The sequence below is a fragment of the Pandoraea sp. PE-S2R-1 genome (assembly GCF_002179865.1).
GTDB lineage: Bacteria > Pseudomonadota > Gammaproteobacteria > Burkholderiales > Burkholderiaceae > Pandoraea.
The window spans coordinates 207,294-227,680 of sequence record NZ_NGUR01000016.1; the positions used below are offsets into that span (position 1 = coordinate 207,294).

17 protein-coding genes and 1 pseudogene are annotated in these 20,387 nt (G+C 63.1%); 15 read left to right on the forward strand and 3 right to left on the reverse strand.

Annotation, left to right across the window (positions count from 1 at the left end):
- Positions 1–239: 239 nt before the first annotated feature.
- The 5 genes and pseudogenes from CDV44_RS23665 to CDV44_RS23685 form a co-directional block, all read left to right on the forward strand.
- Positions 240–1,367 (forward strand): annotated as a pseudogene (locus CDV44_RS23665) (c-type cytochrome); the annotation flags it as partial.
- Between the two features lie 392 nt (positions 1,368–1,759).
- A complete protein-coding gene (gene ctaD, locus CDV44_RS23670; protein WP_087691094.1) occupies positions 1,760–3,589 on the forward strand; it encodes a cytochrome c oxidase subunit I in 1,830 nt (609 codons plus the stop codon).
- Positions 3,586–4,209 carry a cytochrome c oxidase subunit 3 gene (locus tag CDV44_RS23675; RefSeq protein ID WP_249277686.1) on the forward strand — a complete coding sequence of 208 codons (624 nt, stop codon included), beginning with the start codon at positions 3,586–3,588 and terminating at the stop codon, positions 4,207–4,209. The genes ctaD and CDV44_RS23675 overlap by 4 nt, the downstream gene beginning before the upstream one ends.
- Positions 4,210–4,223: 14 nt before the next feature.
- Positions 4,224–4,925 carry a heme-copper oxidase subunit III family protein gene (locus CDV44_RS23680; protein ID WP_170936087.1) on the forward strand — a complete coding sequence of 234 codons (702 nt, stop codon included), beginning with the start codon at positions 4,224–4,226 and terminating at the stop codon, positions 4,923–4,925.
- Between the two features lie 9 nt (positions 4,926–4,934).
- Positions 4,935–5,297 (forward strand): cytochrome C oxidase subunit IV family protein, encoded by a 363-nt coding sequence (locus CDV44_RS23685; RefSeq protein ID WP_087691098.1) that lies wholly within the window; start codon positions 4,935–4,937, stop codon positions 5,295–5,297.
- Between the two features lie 12 nt (positions 5,298–5,309).
- Here the strand turns inward: CDV44_RS23685 and CDV44_RS23690 are convergent, their stop codons facing one another.
- On the reverse strand, positions 5,310–6,242 hold the full coding sequence (locus tag CDV44_RS23690; protein WP_087691100.1) for a LysR family transcriptional regulator: 933 nt from the start codon (positions 6,240–6,242) through the stop codon (positions 5,310–5,312).
- 283 nt (positions 6,243–6,525) lie between these two features.
- On the opposite strand from CDV44_RS23690, the gene CDV44_RS23695 reads away from it, so the two are divergent.
- The 10 genes from CDV44_RS23695 (at position 6,526) to CDV44_RS23740 (ending at position 17,618) form a co-directional block, all read left to right on the forward strand.
- Positions 6,526–7,299 carry a putative hydro-lyase gene (locus CDV44_RS23695; RefSeq protein ID WP_087691205.1) on the forward strand — a complete coding sequence of 258 codons (774 nt, stop codon included), beginning with the start codon at positions 6,526–6,528 and terminating at the stop codon, positions 7,297–7,299.
- 183 nt (positions 7,300–7,482) lie between these two features.
- Positions 7,483–8,820 carry an MFS transporter gene (locus tag CDV44_RS23700; protein WP_249277687.1) on the forward strand — a complete coding sequence of 446 codons (1,338 nt, stop codon included), beginning with the start codon at positions 7,483–7,485 and terminating at the stop codon, positions 8,818–8,820.
- A 199-nt stretch (positions 8,821–9,019) separates the two neighbouring features.
- A complete protein-coding gene (locus tag CDV44_RS23705) occupies positions 9,020–12,661 on the forward strand; it encodes a hydantoinase B/oxoprolinase family protein (RefSeq protein WP_087691102.1) in 3,642 nt (1,213 codons plus the stop codon).
- A 187-nt stretch (positions 12,662–12,848) separates the two neighbouring features.
- Positions 12,849–13,256: a hypothetical protein gene (locus tag CDV44_RS23710; RefSeq protein ID WP_087691103.1), complete on the forward strand. Its 408-nt coding sequence runs from the start codon at positions 12,849–12,851 to the stop codon at positions 13,254–13,256.
- A gap of 14 nt (positions 13,257–13,270) precedes the next feature.
- Positions 13,271–13,813, forward strand: a complete 543-nt coding sequence (locus CDV44_RS23715; protein ID WP_141118797.1) for a hypothetical protein — start codon at positions 13,271–13,273, stop codon at positions 13,811–13,813.
- A 30-nt stretch (positions 13,814–13,843) separates the two neighbouring features.
- Positions 13,844–14,458 carry a hypothetical protein gene (locus tag CDV44_RS23720; protein WP_087691107.1) on the forward strand — a complete coding sequence of 205 codons (615 nt, stop codon included), beginning with the start codon at positions 13,844–13,846 and terminating at the stop codon, positions 14,456–14,458.
- A 98-nt stretch (positions 14,459–14,556) separates the two neighbouring features.
- The gene (locus CDV44_RS23725) at positions 14,557–14,970 is read left to right on the forward strand and encodes a tetratricopeptide repeat protein (RefSeq protein WP_141118798.1); all 414 of its coding nucleotides are present in this window, start codon (positions 14,557–14,559) and stop codon (positions 14,968–14,970) included.
- Positions 14,967–16,466, forward strand: coding sequence for a type III secretion system translocon subunit SctE (sctE, locus tag CDV44_RS23730; protein WP_087691111.1), 1,500 nt, complete (start codon positions 14,967–14,969; stop codon positions 16,464–16,466). Before CDV44_RS23725 ends, sctE begins: the two co-directional genes overlap by 4 nt.
- 65 nt (positions 16,467–16,531) lie before the next feature.
- Positions 16,532–17,170: a hypothetical protein gene (locus tag CDV44_RS23735; protein WP_087691113.1), complete on the forward strand. Its 639-nt coding sequence runs from the start codon at positions 16,532–16,534 to the stop codon at positions 17,168–17,170.
- 4 nt (positions 17,171–17,174) lie between these two features.
- Complete coding sequence (locus CDV44_RS23740) at positions 17,175–17,618, forward strand: hypothetical protein (RefSeq protein ID WP_141118799.1); 444 nt, start codon at positions 17,175–17,177, stop codon at positions 17,616–17,618.
- Here CDV44_RS23740 and CDV44_RS28635 read toward each other — a convergent pair.
- Together CDV44_RS28635 and CDV44_RS23750 are read right to left on the reverse strand one after the other, a co-directional pair.
- Positions 17,586–18,791: a methyl-accepting chemotaxis protein gene (locus CDV44_RS28635; protein WP_087691117.1), complete on the reverse strand. Its 1,206-nt coding sequence runs from the start codon at positions 18,789–18,791 to the stop codon at positions 17,586–17,588. The two genes, CDV44_RS23740 and CDV44_RS28635, sit on opposite strands and share 33 nt — an antisense overlap.
- A 125-nt stretch (positions 18,792–18,916) precedes the next feature.
- Positions 18,917–20,383, reverse strand: coding sequence for an SLC13 family permease (locus CDV44_RS23750; protein WP_087691119.1), 1,467 nt, complete (start codon positions 20,381–20,383; stop codon positions 18,917–18,919).
- Positions 20,384–20,387 lie beyond the last annotated feature (4 nt).

Below are 20,387 nucleotides of genomic sequence, written 5' to 3' on the forward strand. Positions count from 1 at the left end.
TTGCAACGCGTCGATTCACCATTCCGCCTTGACAGACTGTTTTCACGCACTAGCCTTAACAGAGATGCGCGTGAAATCTGGCGCGTCTTTGGTTCGGGGCGGCTTGGGTTACCTGATTCCCTCATGTGTAAGGGGCCACGGTCGATGACAATGAAACGCCTTTCCCCTCGCGAATTGGCGTGGGTGCTATCGCAAGCGTCGCCGCAGCCGACGTGCTGCGCGTCGCGAAGGTGGGTGGTATGGCCCTCCCGATCCTCCTGATCGTCATTGTCGTCGCCGCGCTCGCGTTTCATTTCTGGAGTCCGTGGTGGCTGACCCCGCTGGCGTCGAACTGGCGCCAGATGGACGACACCCTCACCATCACGCTGGTGATCACTGGCGTGGCATTCGTCGTCATCAATCTCTTCGTGGCATGGGCGGTCTTTCGCTATCGCCATCGCGACGGTCACCGCGCCGCCTACGAGCCCCACAACCGACGTCTTGAAGCCTGGCTCATCGGTATCACGACCGTCGGCATCGTGGCGATGCTCGCCCCGGGGCTGCTCGTCTACGCCAAGCTCATCAACCCGCCGTCGAACGCCATGGTGGTGGAAGTCGTCGGCCAGCAGTGGCAGTGGCGGTTTCGACTGCCGGGACCGGACGGGCGCCTCGGCAGCTCCGATCCCGCCTATGTCACCGCCGATAACCCGCTCGGCCTGAATCCCAAGGATCCCGCCAATCAGGACAATCGCATCGTCGATGCCCCCGAGCTTCATCTGCTCGTCGGCGTGCCGGTCAAATTGCTGCTGCGCGCCAAAGATGTCCTCCACGATTTCTATGTCCCGCCATTCCGCACGCGGATGAACATGGTGCCCGGCATGGTCACGCAAATGTGGCTCACCCCCACGCAAACCGGGCGTTTCGACATTCTCTGCGCTCAGCTTTGCGGCGTCGGCCATTCGAACATGCGCGGCGTCGTCGTCGTCGATGACCGCCCCGCCTATGATGCGTGGGCCGCCAAACTGCCGACATTTGCTGCACTGCAAGCCCAGCACGCCGGGGCAAGTGCGATGGACCCGCTCGCGGCCAAGGGCAAGCTGCTTGCACAGGCGAAGGGTTGCGCGGTGTGCCATTCGGTCGATGGCGCAGCGGGCGTCGGGCCGACATGGCATGGCCTGTATGGCAAGACCGAGACATTTCAGGATGGCAGCTCCGCCAAGGTCGACGACGCCTATCTCGCCACGTTCATTCGCAACCCGACCGCGCGCGTGCCCAAAGGCTTCGCGCCAATCATGCCGCAACTCGACGTGAGCGATGCCGATCTCGCCGCACTGATCGCCTACATCAAGACACTCGCACCGGGCGGGGCAGCCGGGACGCCAGCGACGCCTGCAACCCCCACAGCGCCTGCTGCCCCCGCCGCACCGACTGCCCGTGCAGACACCCTGCAACTCGCCCAGAACTCGCTGGCCACGCCGCGCTCGCCCGCACCGATGGCGCCGTTGTCACCTGCGGCCGACTCGTCGTCTGCATCGTCGCCTTCGTCGCCCCCGTCGGGCTACCGGGCGCCGTCGCAGTCCGGGCCGCCGCCGCTGGCCACACCGATTCCGCCCTTGGCCATCCCGCCACAACCGGGCAACGCACCTTCGGCACCGTCCGGCGGGGTATCGCCACCGCGTGTGCCATCGATGGTCCCGCCGCAAACCAGACCGCAATAGCACGAACAAGACAGATAAAACAGACAAGACAGACAAGACAGACGTGAAGGAGGAGAGACTTCATGGCTTACGGAAAATCCGCACACGGTGACCACGACGGCCCGCAAAGCTTCTGGACGAAGTACGTCTGGAGTCAGGACCACAAAGTCATCGCCGTGCAGTACGCGCTCACGGCCATCGCCGTCGGTCTGGTCGGTCTCGTGCTCTCCAACCTGATGCGTCTGCAACTGGGCTTCCCCGGCAAGTTCTCGTTCATCGACGCCAGTCACTATTACCAGTACGTGACGATGCACGGCATGATCATGGTGATCTACCTGCTCACCGCGCTGTTTCTGGGTGGCTTCGGCAACTACCTGATCCCGCTGATGGTCGGTGCGCGCGACATGGTCTTCCCGTTCCTGAACATGCTCAGTTACTGGGTCTATCTGTTGGCCGTCATCGTGCTGATGGCGAGTTTCTTCGTACCGGGCGGGCCCACGGGGGCCGGCTGGACGCTCTACCCGCCACAGGCCATCCTGCCCGGCACACCGGGCACGGAATGGGGCATCGTGCTGATGCTCGTCTCGCTGCTGATCTTCATCGTGGCGGCGACGATGGGCGGGCTGAACTACGTCACCACGGTCTTGCAGGCGCGCACCGAAGGCATGACCCTGCTGCGCATGCCGCTCACCGTCTGGGGCATCGTGATGGCGACCGTGCTGGCGTTGCTCGCCTTCCCTGCGCTGTTTGTCTCGGGCGTGATGATGCTGCTCGACAAGACGCTGCATACCAGCTTCTTCATGCCCGCCATCGTCTCGCTCGGGCAGCCGCTCGACTATCGCGGCGGCAGTCCGTTGCTGTTCCAGCATTTGTTCTGGTTTTTCGGTCACCCCGAGGTCTACATTGTCGCGCTGCCGGCGTTCGGTATCGTCTCCGATCTCATCAGCGTGCACGCGCGCAAGAACATCTTCGGCTACCGCATGATGGTCTGGGCGATTCTCGCCATCGGCGTGCTGTCGTTCGTGGTGTGGGCGCACCACATGTTCATCAGCGGCATGAATCCGTACTTCGGCTTCTTCTTCGCCACGACCACGCTCATCATCGCCATCCCCACGGCGATCAAGGTCTACAACTGGGTGCTCACGCTCTGGCGCGGCGACATTCATCTGAGCGTGCCGATGCTGTTCGCCATCGGCTTCATCAGCACGTTCGTGATCGGCGGCCTGACGGGATTGTTTCTCGGCAACGTGAGCGTGGACATGCCGCTCTCGAACACTTACTTCGTGGTCGCGCACTTTCACATGGTGATGGGCGTCGCACCGTTGCTGGTGGTCTTCGGCGGCATCTATCACTGGTATCCGCTGGTGAGCGGCAGACGCCTGAACGATCGTCTCGGGCAGTGGCACTTCTGGATCACGTTCCTGGGCACCTACGCGATCTTCTTCCCGATGCATTACCTCGGCATTCTCGGCATGCCGCGACGCTATTACGAGTTTCAGGGGTACAGCTTCATTCCGCAGTCTGCCCACACGATGAACACCTATATTTCGGTGGCCGCGTTCATCGTCGCGCTCGGGCAATTACTGTTCCTGTTCAATCTCGCGTGGAGTCTGCGGCACGGCAAACCGGCCGGTGCGAATACGTGGCGTGCAGCGTCGCTCGAATGGCAGACGCCCAACGTGCCGCCGGTGCACGGCAACTGGGGACCGACGCTGCCCGTGGCCTATCGCTGGCCGTATGAGTACAGCGTGCCGGGCGACATCGACGACTTCGTCGCACAGAATCTCGCGCCTGATCCTCGACGGCCAGCGACCATGGTCGATCGCGATGCCTTGCCGTCGCACGGACAATCGTCACCCTCCGTGCCGCCCACCCCGCCTTCGCCGGATAGCCCGAAAGGAGCCGCATCATGAGACCCGTTCCGTCGTGGCCGCCCATGCCCGGAGGCGCGCCGATCGCGCAGCCGCCGCGCCGCAGGGCCTCGCAGGTTGCCATCTGGTGGCTGATGGGCGTCATCGGCGTGTTGTTCGGTTTGATGCTCGTCGCCTACGTAATGCGCATGAGTCTCGGCGACTGGCGGCCGCTGCCGTCGCTCCCGACGCTGTGGTTGAACACGGGGGTGCTGGCCGCGGCGTGCATCGTGATGCAGTCGTCCGTCTGGCAGGCGAAGCGCGGCGAACTGCGCCGCTCGCGCCGCGACTGGACGGTGGCCGGCGTGCTCGCGCTGATGTTCGTGATCGGGCAATTGTGGGTCTGGCGCGATCTCGTCGCACGCCACTATGGCGTGGCGGGCAACCCGGCCAATAGCTTCTTCTTCCTGCTCACGGGGCTGCATGCCCTGCATCTCGTCGGCGGACTCGTCGCATGGGCGCTGCTCATGCCGCGCGCGATGTCGCACGGCACACGCGCGCGACGGCTGTCGCTCACCGCGCAGTACTGGCATTTTCTTTTGCTGCTGTGGCTCGTGCTGTTCGCCGCCATGGTCAATCTCACGCCAGAGATTGCACAGCGGTTGTGTGGCGTCAGTCAGTGAGCCGGAGCGACATCGTGAATACGACATCGACCCCTTCGAACGCAATCGCAGACCCAGCCCATCTGCCCGGCGGCTGGCGCGGCATCGTGACCGACTGGTCCGGCGACCGCGCGGCGTTTCAGGTGCCGTGGGGCAAGGCGATGATGTGGATATTCCTCGTCTCGGACACCTTCGTCTTCAGCAGCTTTCTCATCGGCTACATGACGGTGCGCATCTCCACGACGGCACCGTGGCCCAACCCCGCTGAGATCTTTGCACTGAACGTGAACGGGCACCCGGTGCCCTTGCTGCTCATCGCGATCATGACCTTCGTGCTGATCAGCAGCAGCGGCAGCATGGCGATGGCCGTCAATTACGCGTATCGGAAAGACCGCGACAAGACGGCGGCGTGCATTCTCGCGACCGCGTATCTGGGCATCGCGTTCGTGGGCATGCAGGCTTTCGAGTGGACCAACCTGATCGCGCATGAAGGCATTCGCCCGTGGGGCAACAAGATGGGCGCGGCGCAGTTCGGTGCGTGCTTCTTCATGATCACCGGATTTCACGGACTGCACGTGAGCGCGGGTGTGATCTATCTGCTCACCGTCATGCGCAAGGTGCTCAACGGCACGCTTGAGCGTCGGGACAACTATCAGCTCGTTGAAATCGCGGGCCTTTACTGGCACTTCGTCGATCTCGTCTGGGTGTTCATTTTTGCGTTGTTCTATCTCTGGTAGAGGCCTGTCATGGACCCCGCTGCTGCTTCCTCAACGGCATCTGCAACTGCCTCCGCATCCGACGATCACTCCGGACAACAACACCCGGTCGGCATCTACTTGAAAGTGTGGGGGCTGCTGTTCGTGCTCTCGACGTTCTCGTATCTGGTCGACTACGCGAACCTGCACGGCTATCTGCGATGGGGATTGATTCTCGCGCTGATGGTCGCCAAGGCGGGGCTGATCGTGGCGGTCTTCATGCATATGCGCTGGGAGCGGCTGGCGCTCGTCTACGCGATCCTGATTCCACCGCTCGCGTTACTCGTGTTGATGGCGCTCATGGCGACGGAAGCCGACTACACGTTCCTCACGCGGCTGGCGCATTTTGGTTAATCCCGCCAACGATCACAACAATTCCACCAGCCGCCGGTCGCTCTTGCGACAGTATTCCGCACACGCGGCGCGCGCTGCCGTCGCCGCACCGTGCACGAACAACGGTGCATCGGCGCGCCGCGACATCGACACGACGATGGACGGCGGCGCTGGCTGCAACGGCAGTTCGACCACTTCCCCATTCGCGATCAGCGTGTCCACGAACAGGCGCGGTATTGCCGCCACGCCGAAGCCGTCGCGCACCAGTTGCACGATGACGGCAATCGACGGCGAGCCCGTGATGCGCGTCTCGGAGAGCGGCACGCCGTGCACGCCCGCCAGCTTTGCGACGATATCTTCGAGCGCCCGATGCGGAGCGGTGCCGCGTCCGTAGGTGAGGATCGGGTGCTGCAAGACCTGCTTCGCGAGTCCGCCGCGCGTGTTCGGAAACAAGCCGGTACGTGCGATCCAGTGCACCGGGTAATTGGCTAACGCGTCGCACACCACGCTGCTGTCGTCGCTGCCTTCCACGCGAATGATCAGATCGAGTTCGTCGGCGAGCAACCGTCGTTGCAACTGTACGGAAACATCGACCGTCAGCTCGACTTCCAGCGTCGGGTAATCGGCGGCCAGCCGTCGCAGGTAATGCGGCAACCAGCTATGCACCACCGTTTCGATCACGCCCAGACGCAGGCGTCCGCGTGTCGTGCTTTCACCTGAGGCGGCCGCTTGCAAGCGCTTGGCCGCTTCGACCACGGCCTTGGCATAGCCGAGCAAATATTCGCCGTTGGGCGTGAGGCGAAACTCGCGGCTCTCGCGATCCACCAGCGCGGTGTTCAACTCGTCTTCGAGCGCTTTCAGGCGCTGCGAAATGGCGGCGGGCGTGGCGTGCAAGGCGGCGGCCGTGGCGCGAAAGTTGCGCAGTTTGGCCAGCGTGACGAAGGTTTCGAGAAATCGAGTGTTCACGGCAATCCTGTGGGGGGCAGGGGCGCGGTGCGCGCAATGGCGATCATGCTGTGAAGAAAAGAAAGACGGCAAACCTCGGGAAAACCCGCGAAATTGTTAAGAAATTCTATACGGCGACGCGTAGAAAAACTCGTTAGCGACAACATTTTTTTCTTTCTATGCTTCATCCATTCGATGCGCCCCCCAAGCACTTCAACGCATCGCCCCCGGATTGTTGCTCACTCGCCCGACCGCCATGAACCACCCTGCCACGCCGCTCGATTTCACTTCGCAACGCGAGACGATCATGCCCTTCGAATTCCGTCAGGCCGTGCGCAGCGGCCAGTTCCGTGGACCGACTGCCGGCTATTGCGGCGAGTTCGCACAGGCCAACCTCGCCATCCTTCCCGTGGCGTACGCGCATGACTTCCTGCGCTTCTGCCAGAGCAACCCCAAGGCGTGTCCGCTGCTGGGCGTGGGCGAGCCCGGTCAATGGCATGTGCCGTCGCTGGGCCGCGAAGTGGATATCCGCACCGACGTGCCGGGCTACAACGTCTATCGCGACGGCAAGCTCGCCGGTGAAGTCGACAACCTGGCCGAGTACTGGCAGAGCGACTTCGTCGTGTTCGCGATTGGCTGCTCTTTTTCGTTCGAACACATGCTCGCCAAGGCGGGCATCCCGCTGCGTCACGTGGAGGAGGGCTGCAACGTGCCGATGTATCGCACGAAGATCGCCAACCAGCGCGCGGGCAAATTCGGCGGCGAACTGGTGGTGTCGATGCGCCCGATGAAAGGGGCCGACGCCATTCGCGCCGTGCAGATCACGAGCCGCTTTCCGGGCGTGCACGGCGCACCGATTCATATCGGCGACCCGGCCGAGCTGGGTATCGCCGATTTGTCGAGGCCGGAATTCGGCGACGCCGTGACCATTCGCGACGGCGAACTGCCGGTGTACTGGGCTTGCGGCGTGACGCCGCAAACCGCGCTGATGGGCGCCAAGCTGCCGCTGGCCATCGCGCACAAGCCGGGCTACATGCTCATGACCGATATCCCGAACGCATCGCTCGCCGTTTTCTAATTCCTGACGGCAAGACACGCACCCCGCATCAGGCACCACGTAGCACGCATCACATAAGAACACCGCGCCATGACGGAAGTCGGCAGGGCAGTTGCTGCCGGCCGTCGACCGAACACGCCCATCGCGGAGCGCGGCCCGAGGGCATCACACGGCAAGACAGGACATCACCGGAGTCTTCTTCTCATGGATAGCAAAACCCCTCTCGCGAGCCCGTCGGCAGCCGCTGCTGCCACGGCGCCGGACACGCCGGCCCCCGCCGGCGGCAGTCTGTTCGGCTGGTACGGCGACGCGACACCGACTGAAAAGCGCGCGTTCTGGAGCTGCAAGGTCGGCTACATGCTCGACGGCATGGACACGCAGATGCTGAGCTTCGTCATCCCGACATTGATCGCCACGTGGGGCATCAGCCTCGCCGACGCAGGCTTTATCGGCACGCTCACGCTGCTCGCGTCGGCACTCGGCGGCTGGGTCGCCGGCATTCTGTCCGACCGCATCGGACGTGTGCGTACGCTGCAACTGACCGTGCTCTGGTTCGCGGTATTCACCGGGCTGTGCGGCCTCGCGCAGAACTATCACCAACTGCTCGCAGCGCGTGCGCTCATGGGCTTCGGCTTCGGCGGCGAATGGACGGCTGGTGCCGTGCTGATCGGCGAAGTGATCCGCGCTCGCGATCGCGGCAAGGCCGTTGGGCTGGTGCAGTCGGGCTGGGCCATTGGCTGGGGCCTGACCGCCATTCTCTACGCGGTGCTGTTCTCGCTGATGCCGGCGGAACTGGCCTGGCGTGCGCTGTTCCTGATTGGCTTGCTGCCGGCGCTGCTGGTGCTGTTTATCCGCCGCTACGTGAAGGAGCCGGAGGTGTATCAGAAGGAGAAGGCCAAACAGGCGAAGTCGGACGACGCACCGGGACTCGCGGCCATCTTCAGCCCGAAACTGCTCTCCACGACGATTCGCGCGGCCTTGCTGACCACCGGCGCGCAGGGCGGCTACTACGCCATCACCACGTGGTTGCCGACGTTCCTCAAGACCGAGCGTCATCTCACGGTGATGGGCACGGGCGGCTATCTTGCGATGATCATCTTCGGCTCGTGGGTCGGCTATCTGGTGAGTTCGTATCTGACCGATCGTCTGGGCCGCAAACCGAACTTCATTCTGTTCGCCGTGGGCTCGATGGTGATTGCGTTCTCGTACACGTCGCTGCCGCTCACCGACAGCGCCATGTTCTGGCTGGGCTTCCCGCTCGGATTCTTCGCCTCGGGTATTTTCAGCGGCATGGGTGCCTTCCTGACCGAGTTGTTCCCGACGAACGTTCGCGGCTCGGGCCAAGGCTTCTGCTACAACGTCGGCCGTGCAGTGGGTGCCCTGTTTCCCTTCCTGATCGGCATGCTCTCCAAGCAGTACGGGCTGGGCACGACCATCGGCATCTTCGCGGCATCGGCCTACGGTGTGCTGATTCTGGCGGCACTCACCCTGCCGGAGACACGTGGCCGCGAGCTGGATTCGCTCGAACTGAAAACGCAGTGAGGACTTCGGTCATTCACCTCACATCGGCTTGATGAAACACCGCGGCAGCCGTCGCTGCCGCGCCTGAACACATTCCCCTGATCGCACCATTCTGTGCAGCCCCGTGGCGATGGCCATGCGGGCCTGCATGGGAGACGTGCGCTCTGTGAAATTGTGAAATCGGTTTTTCCTGTTTGACCATTGCTTTGCGAGTGACCCCATGACGAACGCTCTCACGCCTGCTACCCAACACAACGTCGCCACCGACCCGCGCTGGCAGTTCTGGATTGATCGTGGCGGCACCTTCACCGATATCGTTGCGCGCCGTCCCGACGGCTCGCTCGTGACGCACAAACTGCTTTCGGAGAACCCGGAGCAATATCGCGACGCCGCCGTTGCCGGCATCCGTCACCTGCTCGGTCTGTCGACTGGCGAGCCCATTACCCCGGCGCAAGTCGAGATGGTGAAGATGGGGACGACCGTTGCCACCAACGCACTGCTCGAACGCAAAGGCGAAGCGCTGGCGCTGGTTACGACGCAGGGTTTTCGCGACGCGTTGCGCATCGCTTATCAAAATCGTCCGCGGTTGTTCGATCTGGATATCGCGCTGCCCGAAGCGCTGTACGCGGAAGTGGTGGAAGTCGACGAGCGCGTTGGCGCGCAAGGTGAAGTGGTGCGGGAGCTGGATCTCGTCGCCGCACGCAGCGCGCTCGAAGCCGTGTATGCGAAGGGCGTGCGTGCGCTGGCCATCGTGTTGATGCACGGCTATCGCTATCAAGCGCATGAGAAAGCACTGGCGACGCTCGCCCGCGAGCTGGGTTTCACACAGGTGTCGGTGTCGCACGAAGTTTCACCGTTGATGAAGCTGGTGTCGCGCGGTGACACGACGGTGGTCGATGCGTATCTCTCACCGATTCTGCGTCGCTACGTCGAGCAGGTCGCGCAGGAGATGCCGGGCGTGAATCTGCAATTCATGCAGAGCAGCGGCGGCTTGACGCGTGCCGACAATTTTCAAGGCAAGGACGCGATCCTGTCCGGCCCGGCGGGCGGTATCGTCGGCATGGTGCGCGCGTCGAGTGCTGCGGGCTTTGATCGCGTCATCGGCTTCGATATGGGCGGCACGTCTACCGACGTGTCGCATTACAACGGCGAGTTCGAGCGCGTGTTCGAGACGCAGGTCGCCGGTGTACGCATGCGCGCGCCGATGATGAGTATTCACACGGTGGCAGCCGGTGGCGGCTCGGTGCTGTCGTTCGACGGCACGCGACTGCGCGTGGGGCCAGATTCGGCGGGCGCCAATCCGGGGCCGGCCGCATATCGTCGCGGCGGACCGCTGACGGTGACCGACTGCAACGTCATGCTGGGCAAGATTCAGCCTGCGCATTTCCCGAAGGTGTTCGGCCCGCATGCGAACGAAGCGCTTGATCGTGAGGTTGTGGTCGAGAAATTCACCGCGATGGCGAAGGAGATAGCACAGGCCACCGGTCGCCGCCAGACACCTGAGGCACTCGCCGAAGGCTTCCTCGAGATCGCCATTGGCAGTATGGCCAACGCCATCAAGAAAATTTCCGTGCAACGCGGTCACGACGTGAGCCGCTATGTGCTGACGACGTTCGGTGGTGCGGGTGGTCAACATGCGTGCGGCGTGGCCGACGCGCTGGGCATGACGCAGGTGTTTGCGCATCCGCTGGCTGGTGTTCTGTCGGCGTATGGCATGGGGCTCGCCGATCAGACGGCGATGCGCGAGCGCATGATCGAAGCGCCGCTTTCCGTCGATGGTCTGCAAGCACTGGAAGACGCACTCGGTGCGCTCGCCGACGAAGCGGCGAACAGTCTGCTCGCGCAGGGTGTCCCGCCGTCGCGCATTGAAACCGTGCGTCGCGTGCATGTGCGCTATGCAGGTACGGACTCGGCCATCGCCGTCCCGTTTGGCGATGTCGAACAAATGCGCGCCGCCTTCGAAGCGGCTTATCGTCAGCGCTATTCGTTCCTGATGGATGGCGCGGCGCTGATTGTCGAAGTGGCGTCGGTCGAAGCGATCGGTCACTCGGACGCCCCTGTCGATATCACGCCGCTGGCGGCTCGCACTACCGGTGCACCGCAACCGATCGATCAGGTGAAGCACTACGCGGGCGGCGCGTGGTGCGATGCGGCGCTGTTCGCACGCGATACGTTGCTCGCTGGTGACACCATCGATGGACCCGCTATCGTCGCCGAGAAGAGCGGTACGACGGTGGTCGAGCCGGGGTGGCAGGCGCAGATGAGCGCGCAGGGCAATCTGATTCTGACGCGCGTGGTGCCGCGCGAATCACAACGCGGTCTGGGCACGCAGGCCGACCCGGTGCGATTGGAAATCTTCAATAACCTGTTCATGTCGATCGCCGAGCAGATGGGGCTGCGGCTGCAAAACACGGCGTACTCGGTGAACATCAAGGAGCGCCTCGACTTCTCGTGCGCGCTCTTCGACCGGGAAGGCAACCTGATTGCCAACGCGCCGCACATGCCCGTGCATTTGGGGTCGATGGGCGAGAGCATTCGCACGGTGATCGAACGCAATCGCGGCGCGATGCGTGACGGCGACGTCTTCATGCTTAACGATCCGTATCACGGCGGCACGCATTTGCCGGACGTCACGGTGATCACGCCGGTGTTCATGGCGGGCGAGGGCGAGCCGTTGTTCTACGTGGGCTCGCGTGGCCACCATGCCGACATCGGCGGTATTACGCCCGGGTCGATGCCGCCGGACTCGACGCATGTCGAAGAAGAGGGCGTGCTCATCGACAACTGGCAACTGGTGGCCGCCGGCGTGCTGCGTGATCGCGAAACGCGCGGGCTGCTCGCTGGCGCACGTTACCCCGCGCGCAACATCGATCAGAACATGGCGGACCTGCGCGCGCAGGTTGCAGCCAACCAGAAAGGCGTGGATGAACTGCGCCGCATGGTGAACGAGTTCGGCCGCGACGTGGTGCTCGCGTATATGGGGCACGTGCAGGACAACGCTGAAGCGGCGGTGCGCCGAGTGATTGGCGCGCTCGCCGACGGGCATTATCGTTATCCGCTCGATAACGGCGCGGTGATCGACGTCACGATTCGCGTCGATGCCGCAACGCACAGCGCGACCATCGACTTCACGGGAACATCGGACCAGTTGCCGAACAACTTCAACGCGCCGCGTGCGGTGTGTATGGCGGCGGTGCTGTACGTGTTCCGTACGCTGGTTGACGACGACATTCCGCTCAATGCAGGCTGCCTGAAACCGCTGACTGTGATCGTGCCGCGCGGGTCGATGCTCAACCCGGCGTATCCGGCGGCGGTGGTCTCGGGCAACGTGGAAACGTCGTCGGCCATCACCAACGCGTTGTACGGGGCGCTGGGCCGTGTGGCGTCGAGTCAGGGCACGATGAACAACTTCACCTTCGGCAACGAGACATATCAGTACTACGAGACCATCGCCGGTGGCAGCGGTGCAGGCGACGGTTTCAACGGCTCGGACGCCGTGCAGACCCATATGACGAACTCGAGACTGACAGACCCAGAAGTGCTTGAGTGGCGCTATCCGGTGCGGCTGGAAAGCCACCGTATTCGCGCAGGCTCGGGGGGGACAGGACGTTGGCACGGCGGCAACGGCGCTGTGCGGCGCATTCGCTTCCTTACGCAGATGACGGCATCGATCCTGTCAAACAATCGCGTGCACGCACCGTTCGGTGCGCAGGGCGGCGAGGTCGGCGCGCTGGGCGCAAATTACGTGGAGCGCTCGGACGGCACCCGCGAAGCGCTGGGCCACATTGGCCGCACGCAAATGCAACCGGGCGACATTTTCGTGGTGGAAACGCCGGGCGGTGGCGGGTTTGGTGTGCGCTGATCGCGGGGTCTGCGCGCGAGTCGTCACCGTGCAATGCGGTGAACATGACACGCGTGACATGGGAAAGCACTGAAGCCTATCCGCTTCCCGGGAGCAAAGTCGCAGTTTGAGAAGTCACGTCAGTGACGCCTCCGTACGATGCACGTGTTGTTTCTAACAGCACCAATCTACGTACGGAGGCACTTCAATGTCCGAGTCATCGCAGGTCCCTCAAACGCCACCGCTCTCGTCTGCCGAAAGTGGCTCGGCGTCGCAGGACGATGTCATTCGCCAGTACGAGCGCGCCTGCGCCGAGATGCAACTGGCGGGTCGCAAGCTGCATCGTCACATGCAGGAATATCAGACGATGCTCGACGAGGTCGCTCGTCTCGAAGCGGCCAACACCCCCGAAGCCCGCGAAAAACTTCAGCGACTTTCTGCGCTGGTCGAAAGCGTGGCCTTTCAACGTGACGAACGTGAGATTCAGCGCATGAGCGGTGCGCTGGCGCATGCCATCGAAAAGTTGAAAGCCGATGCCCCCGAAACGCTGCCTGTGCAATCGAAGCAACCTGTGCGTCAGTCGGCGAAGCGCGTGCCGTCTGCGCCGCGCGCCTGAACCGGGAGGCAACGATGTGGAGCGCTATTCCCCGAGTGTCCGGCACGCGTCTTGAAGACGGGCTTGCCGGGATGTCAAAAATCTCGGCGTATGAAATCGCAGATATGCAGATCGACGATGCCGACGGCAATTTGCTGAAGGCGGTAATTCTGCGGGCGCGGGACCAATTGATCGAAGTGCATGCGCACTCGACGTCGGCGTTGCCGCTGCTGATTGCCAGACTTGATGCGGCACGCAGCGCGCGTGATTACGCAAAGGTCTGCGACGGCTTGCTGGCGAGCGCCACACAAACGCAATCGTTGCCGCCGGCGCTGCGTGAATTTGCCACCCGGCACGATCTGATCTCTGCCGAAGCGGCATCGGCACCGTTCGATGCGCCAGCGCTGCGACGCCTGAAAGCGGACCTCGAAGCGGTGTCGTTCGCCGGGGGCGCCGCAACGCAGGATCAAGTCGAGGTCAAGCGGTTGCTCATGTTCTACGAGACCACGTTATCGCTGGCCAACGGCACCCAGACACGTCTGCGCGAGACGTTGAAGTCAATCACGCAAAACATCTGAAGTTCATCTCTTGCTTAAGGAAATAAATCAATGGCTACGCCTATCTCAAATCCGAGCTTCATCTCCGAGTCAAAAATCAAGCGCGACCTGCGCGGTTACGAAGGCGCGGGCGAAAAAGTGAAGCTCGACTTTCACGGACTGCTGGCGCAGTACGGCACGATGATGATGGAAGCCGGCGCCGAAGACGCGAACTACAAGATTCAGGAAATGAAGAAGCGTCAGGCACAAGGCCGAGAAGCCCGCGAAGCGGCCAATCAGATCGAGAAGCTGATCAACGATGTCGGCTCGGATAACGCGAAGAAGGTGGAGGTCGGTGCAGGCATTCGAAGCTTCTTCGATAAATACAACATAGAAATTACGACCAGCGATGACGGCACGAAGAAGACGATGCGGCAATGGGAGGGGCGAGGCGCGAACGATAAAACGCCGTCCGGCGGCAACGGCAATTACAACGCCGCACATTTGCGCGCGCTGAAGGCTGCTGCTGAAGGTTTCGGCGAACAAGCCTCCGATAGCCGCACCGTCGATCAGATCGAAATCAACAAGACACTTCAGCAGTACAACGGCGCATCGACGCTGGTGAACACGATTATCAGTTCGCAAGGCTCGCAGCTCAACCAGATCAACGGATCGTTGCGCACGTGAGCGGCATCGCACCCGGGGCGGCGTCGCGTTCGGAGCCTGCGGCAGAAGACGCCGAGGCGATCTTTGCGAGGTTTTTCGAGCAAGGCGGCGCGCTGCGCATGCTCGCCGATCTTGATGAGGCCGATATCGCTCGTGTGCGTGCCCATGCGTGTCAGCGCTTCACGGAAGGAAAAGTCGCGGCCGCCCAACGGGTGTATTTCGTGCTGACCACGTTGGATCAGTGGTCGTTCGATGATTGGTTCGGCTTGGGACTTTGCTATCAGCGTCTCGGTCAGCACGAGCAGGCATTGCCCTGTTTTGCGAAGGCCGGGGTGATCCGCGCGTCGGACCCTCGCGCCCCTTATCTTGCCGGGCTCAGTTATGAGCGCGCCGGCAATCGGGAGTTCGCCATCAAGGCATATCGCGCCGCGCTCCGGTTGTGTGCTGCTGAACCTCAACATGCAACGCTCGCCCGCTCGGCGAGCGCGAGGTGCGAAGCCCTCGACATTCCTCTACGACAGGAGACAACATGATTCCGATTTATTCGGTAGGGGCCGGCATCGCCCCGTTGCGGACGACGGACGTCCACGATGTCCCTGCCGCCGATACCGCACCCGCTAATGCGCAGGCGGATGCGGCGCGCAAGCGCCGCGAGCATGACAAATGGCTCACGTCGGATGACTTCGCGCCCGACATGCCGAACGACGTTGACGCGAAAGAAGCGGACGGCGCGTTCGCCAGGTTGTTGCAGAAGCTTTTCTCGATCAGCAGCGGTCTGGCAGCGGATGCCCTCCGCCCGCAGGGCCATCACGGTGCGCAAGACCTTGCCGCGTTGGAGCAACTCGATCCATCGACCATGGCCATGATGGCCTCGATGATCACGATGGAAGCGCTGGGCGATACGGCGAAATCGACGCAACGCGCGCTTGAGCTGCTCGCCGAGCGTCAGGACAAGTTGCGCCAGGAAGATATCCAGAAGTTTCGCGAGCAGATGGACAAGGCCACCGAAGATGCCAACAAGGCGCGCAAGGGCGGCGTCTTCGGGGCCGTGTTCGACTGGATTGTGGCCGCGGTCGAGACGGTCGTGGGTGCCGTCAAAGTGGTGACGGGCGTCTTGACGATGAACCCGTTGCTGATTGCGGGCGGTGTCGCCGATCTTGGCGCGGGCATCGCGGGTCTCGGTGCTGCGTTCCACAAAACGATGGCGCTGGTCGATCCCAAGAACGCGGGCTACCACGAGCAGCAGGCCGAGAAGTGGGGCAAAGCGCAGATGGCGTTTCAGATCATCGGCGCCGTGGTGGGCTTCGGTACGTCGCTCAAAGGGGTGCTTGCCGCGCGCACGGTGACGAAGACAGCGGGCCGCGTGTTCAAGGGCGCTGCGGGCGAGTCGCTCGAACAGGCGATCAAGGCGGGCGACAAGGCAGCCATCGATACGATCAAGAAACGCGTGTCGTCCGAAGTCAGCTTCGTGATCGGTGACCAGATCGGCAAGCGCGTTGGCAAATCGCTGCTGCAAAGCGGCACGCGCACCTCGCGTGCGCTGGCCAAGGCGGGCTTCAATCGGATGGCGGAGACATTTGCGCAACAGATGACCGAGCAGATGGTCGAGCGCGCGTTCAAGAAAGTCGTCAAGGCGGCGACCAAACAGGTCGCGAAGGGCAAGGCCGTCACGGCGAAAAGTCTGGGCAATTCATTCAGTTCGCAATTGCGTCTGGAAGTGGGGCGGGCGGCGTTGCGCGGCTCGTGGTCGCTCTCGGGCGCAGTGCGCAGCACGCTGGTCGGTGCCAACGCTGTCGGTCAGAACGTGATCGGCATGCAACGCGCGAAGCTGAACTTCGAAGCGAGAAATCTCGGCGTCGACATGATGTGGCTGCAAACGCTCATGGACATGACAGGGGACGACAAGAAACGCAATGCAAAGCGCATGGAGACACTGATCGAGCAACAGGCCGACGTTGCGACGTCCGCTAGCCAGATGGTGCAGCAAACGGGCGCAACGCGGATTCGCATCGCGGCGTCCATGGCGTGAATTCGCACCGCTTTTGATTCATCGGGCGTGGCAGATGCCACGCCATTCTTATGATGGAGTTTGATATGACGCTTCGCACCTCCTCGATATCACCGGCAGCCTCGGTTCAGCGCGACACCGCGCTCGAAGACGAGCGCCCGCCGGTACCGTCGTCCCTCAGAGACAAACCGGACGGTCTTGCACTGCTGCGCATGCTGCACAAGCTCTTCGTCACGATGCGCACGGAAGAGCGCAACGTCGATCAGTCGTTTCGCACCCGTCACGATGTGATCGTGTTCGAGCGGGCGCAAACCGCGCGGCAGGAGAAATACAACGCCAACAAGAAGCACTACAGCTCGGGGATGTCGTCAGCGGGCGGCGGTCTGGGTGCCGGTCTCTTTTCGCTGGTCGGAGGCGCCGGTGGCGCGGTGGCCGGTTTCAAGGGCATGGGGGATATCGCACGCATCGGCAGCGATATTACGAACGGTATGGGCACGACGATCAAACACGGCATTGATTTCAAAGCCAACAACGAGTCGTTTGCAGGACGCGATAACGATGTGCTTGGCGAGTTCGAAACCTCGCTGACCGACGAGACCCGCCGTACCAACGATCGGCTGCGTCAGCGTATCGAGGCGAGCAGCGCAGACATTCGCGAGAAGTCTCAGGCAATGCTCAGTATGTGGGGGCAGCAGGTCGTCAAAATGTACGAGTCCATTCGGTAACCCAATGAGAACTTGCGAGCGCGCTGTTGCGGCATTCTTCCGGACCCATCGCTTTTCAGCCAACGTCGAAGTCTGCGAGCGCACGCGAGTCGAGGTGGGGCATCGTGTCGACGACGGTGTGCTGTCGCTCTGTCATCGCCTGGATAAGGTGGCCGCCGGGACCGTGCTGACGGTCACCGATTTCAGGCTCGGGCCGGAGGCCACCACCAGCGAACTCGTGGTGCGTCGTTTCTGTCGACTGATCCGGATGTTGCTGCGCACGGTGCCGCATGTGACCTACGTGCGCGGCATGATCCTGCCCGGTGTGGGCGATGCGCATCGGCGCGACACGCGCCAGCGGCTCGCCGCCGTCCTTGAACGCGAAGGGGCGTTCTGGCGCGAGGAGGACGGCGACCGTTGGCTGGTATTTTGTCGCTCAGGCAGCGAGCCAGCGCTGGGCCTGCGTTGAAGTCTCAATCTCGGACGCTACCGCGTTCGACGCATCATGCGCGAGCGATGCCGGCACCGGCGAAGCGGACAGCACCCCTTTGGTGCGTATGTCCCGCAATGCAGCGTCGTCGTCCCATTGCTGCACCACGCCGTACCATCCCAATCCCTCATAAGTCTCGTAGCCCGGCGTGAGCGCATAGCCGACGAGGCCATCCTCGTCTGCCTCTCCCGCATCCCCGGCGTGATAGAAACCGGTCGATGCCGACACGCCGTCGCGCGGTCTGCGCAGACTGAAGCGCTCCAGCAATATCCCCTCGCCATCGCTCGACGCCAACACACGATGCTCCGCATCGAGCAGCAGGCATCGCGTGCGCGCGCGTTCGTCAGGCAGCAGCGGGACCCCCTGCACGACGGCCTTCGCCTGCGGTGCCCAATCGAAGAAGATCCCCAGCGCGCCGAGCGGCGCGCCATGCGTTTCGCCCGCCTCTCGAATCGCCGTTGCATAGGTCGCGACTTCGGCGTTGTGCAGGAGCTTTGCGCGACGCACGTCGAACGCGGCATAGTCGGCACCGCTCGGCGTGTTCATCGCCTTGAGAAACCACGGGTGGCGCGCGGCATCAGACCCGATCACGCCGGGATAGCGATCAGGGCGGCCGTTGGCGACGATACGTCCGTCGGCATCCGCCACCCAGAGATCGAGATACACCGTGTAACTGTCGAGAATCACGCCAAGGCGTCGGCACGCGTGGCGCGCCGCTTCAGGCGATGGCTCGCTCAGAACATCGACGAGGGCCGCGTCGGTGGCCCACCAGCGCACGTCGCATGAGCGCTCGTAGAGGTTGCGGTCGATGATCTCGATCATGTGATGCGCAAGGTCGGCCAGACGCTGCCCGCGATGCTGTTCCAACTGACCGATCATGCTGTCGCCCAGCGCCGATAGCTCGGTTAGCGAGCCGGCCAGCTCAGTCGTCAGATCCCCGGCAATCGTCGTGATGCGCTCGGAGACATGTTTCACTTCGTTGGCGACGACGGCGAATCCCCGTCCCGCGTCGCCCGCACGAGCGGCTTCGATGAGCGCATTGAGCGCGAGGTACTTGGTCTCCCGGGTGATGTGGGCGATGGTTGCGATCTTGTCGTCGGCAATGTTCTTAACGCTGTGGGCCAACTCGACGATTCTCTCCGGTGCTGCCATGAACGATCTCCCAAACGTGCGCTGCGTTGTGGTGTCACACGGACTACACGAGATGTCATGCAAGCCTCGTGCCAACGCAGCCCTTCGCACGTTATGGATATTCAGGACTCACGACGATTCAGGGTTCAGGGCAGCATGCCGAGCACGCGCCACCAGAGGTAATCGAGCGGGAACAGCAGCACCAGCGTGATGACGGTCATGACGACGGTCAGCCGCGTGCCGTCGCGCATGGTGGCGCCCCCGAGATGCATGGCGATCATCATCGGCGGGCTCTGGTACGGCAGCAGTGCTGTGGAGAACACCGGCACCTGCAACATCAGCACGGTGTAGAGCGGCAGGCCACTGGCGGTAGAGAGTTGTCCGGCAAGCGGTGTGAGTACCGCCGGCAGCCCCGGTAACGTGGCCACCAGGCCGATGGCCGCACCGATGGCGATCAACCACGCGGCATTGATGACCGGTGTGCCCGGCACCATGCCGACGGCGTCGAGACATAACCGTGCGAGTTTTTCCCCCAGACCGGTGTCTGCCACGACCGCGCCCATGCCGAGAAAGCCCGCCACGTAGATCAACGGCGTGATGTGCATCTGCTCGGTGAAGGTCTTCGGCGTGACGATGTGAATGGCAGGCAGCAAGCAGATGATGGCCGCAGCGACGGAGATCCACGCGGGCGAGATGCCGTGCCATGCGTCGGTGGCGAAGCCGGCAAGCGCCAGCGCCAGCAAGACCGACAAGCGCCGCGCATCGGTCGACAGCGGCGGTGCGACGGCGTCCTTCGTGTTCTCGAGCGGACCGTTATCGGGAAAGAGGCGACAGATCGCCCACACCAGAATCACGGCCTTGAGCGCGCCGAGCACGGGAAAGTGCAGCAAGAGATACGGCGCGTAGTGCAGCTTCACACCGTAGAACGAGTCAGCCGCACCCATCAGCACGCTATTGGGAATGTTGGCGGGCAGGATCGTCGTGGGCGGCATATAGCTGGCGGCAGCGACGGTCATGACGAGCCCGGTGCGGCCACGTCGTCCCTCCGTGAGTCCGATGCGATCGGCGAGTGCCAGCACGATGGGGATGAGCAACAAGATGCGGCCGGTCGTGGAAGGCATCACGAACGCGAGGCCTACGCACGCGACCATCACAGACGCGACATAGCGCGGGTATGTCGGGCGCTTGAGCGCGAAGAGCGTCGCGGCGAGTTTCGTGCCGAGGCCGGTTGTGCGCACGGCAATGCCGGTGACGGCGCCGCCGAACACCAGCCACCACGCTGCCGAGTGGAAGCCCGCGAAGATGACTTCGGGCTTCGCGACGTGCAGCAACACCGCCAGCAGAAAGAAGGTCAGCGTGGTGATCGGCTCGGGGAACAGCCCGAACGCCCACGCGCCGATAGTGAACAGCACGAGCACGGCCGCCTGCGCGGCGGTCGGCGTCAGACCCAGCGTGGTGCTGCCGTGGCTGGCGGCCCACAGCGCGAGCGCCAGCAGGATATAGACGCCGTAGCCGGAGAGGGCGCGGGCCTGCGCTTTCAGGCGATCGCGGCGAAGGGTTTCCGCAGGACGGGGCGGGGGGACGGGCGAGTGTTGCGGCGAAGCATTGGTCATGGCG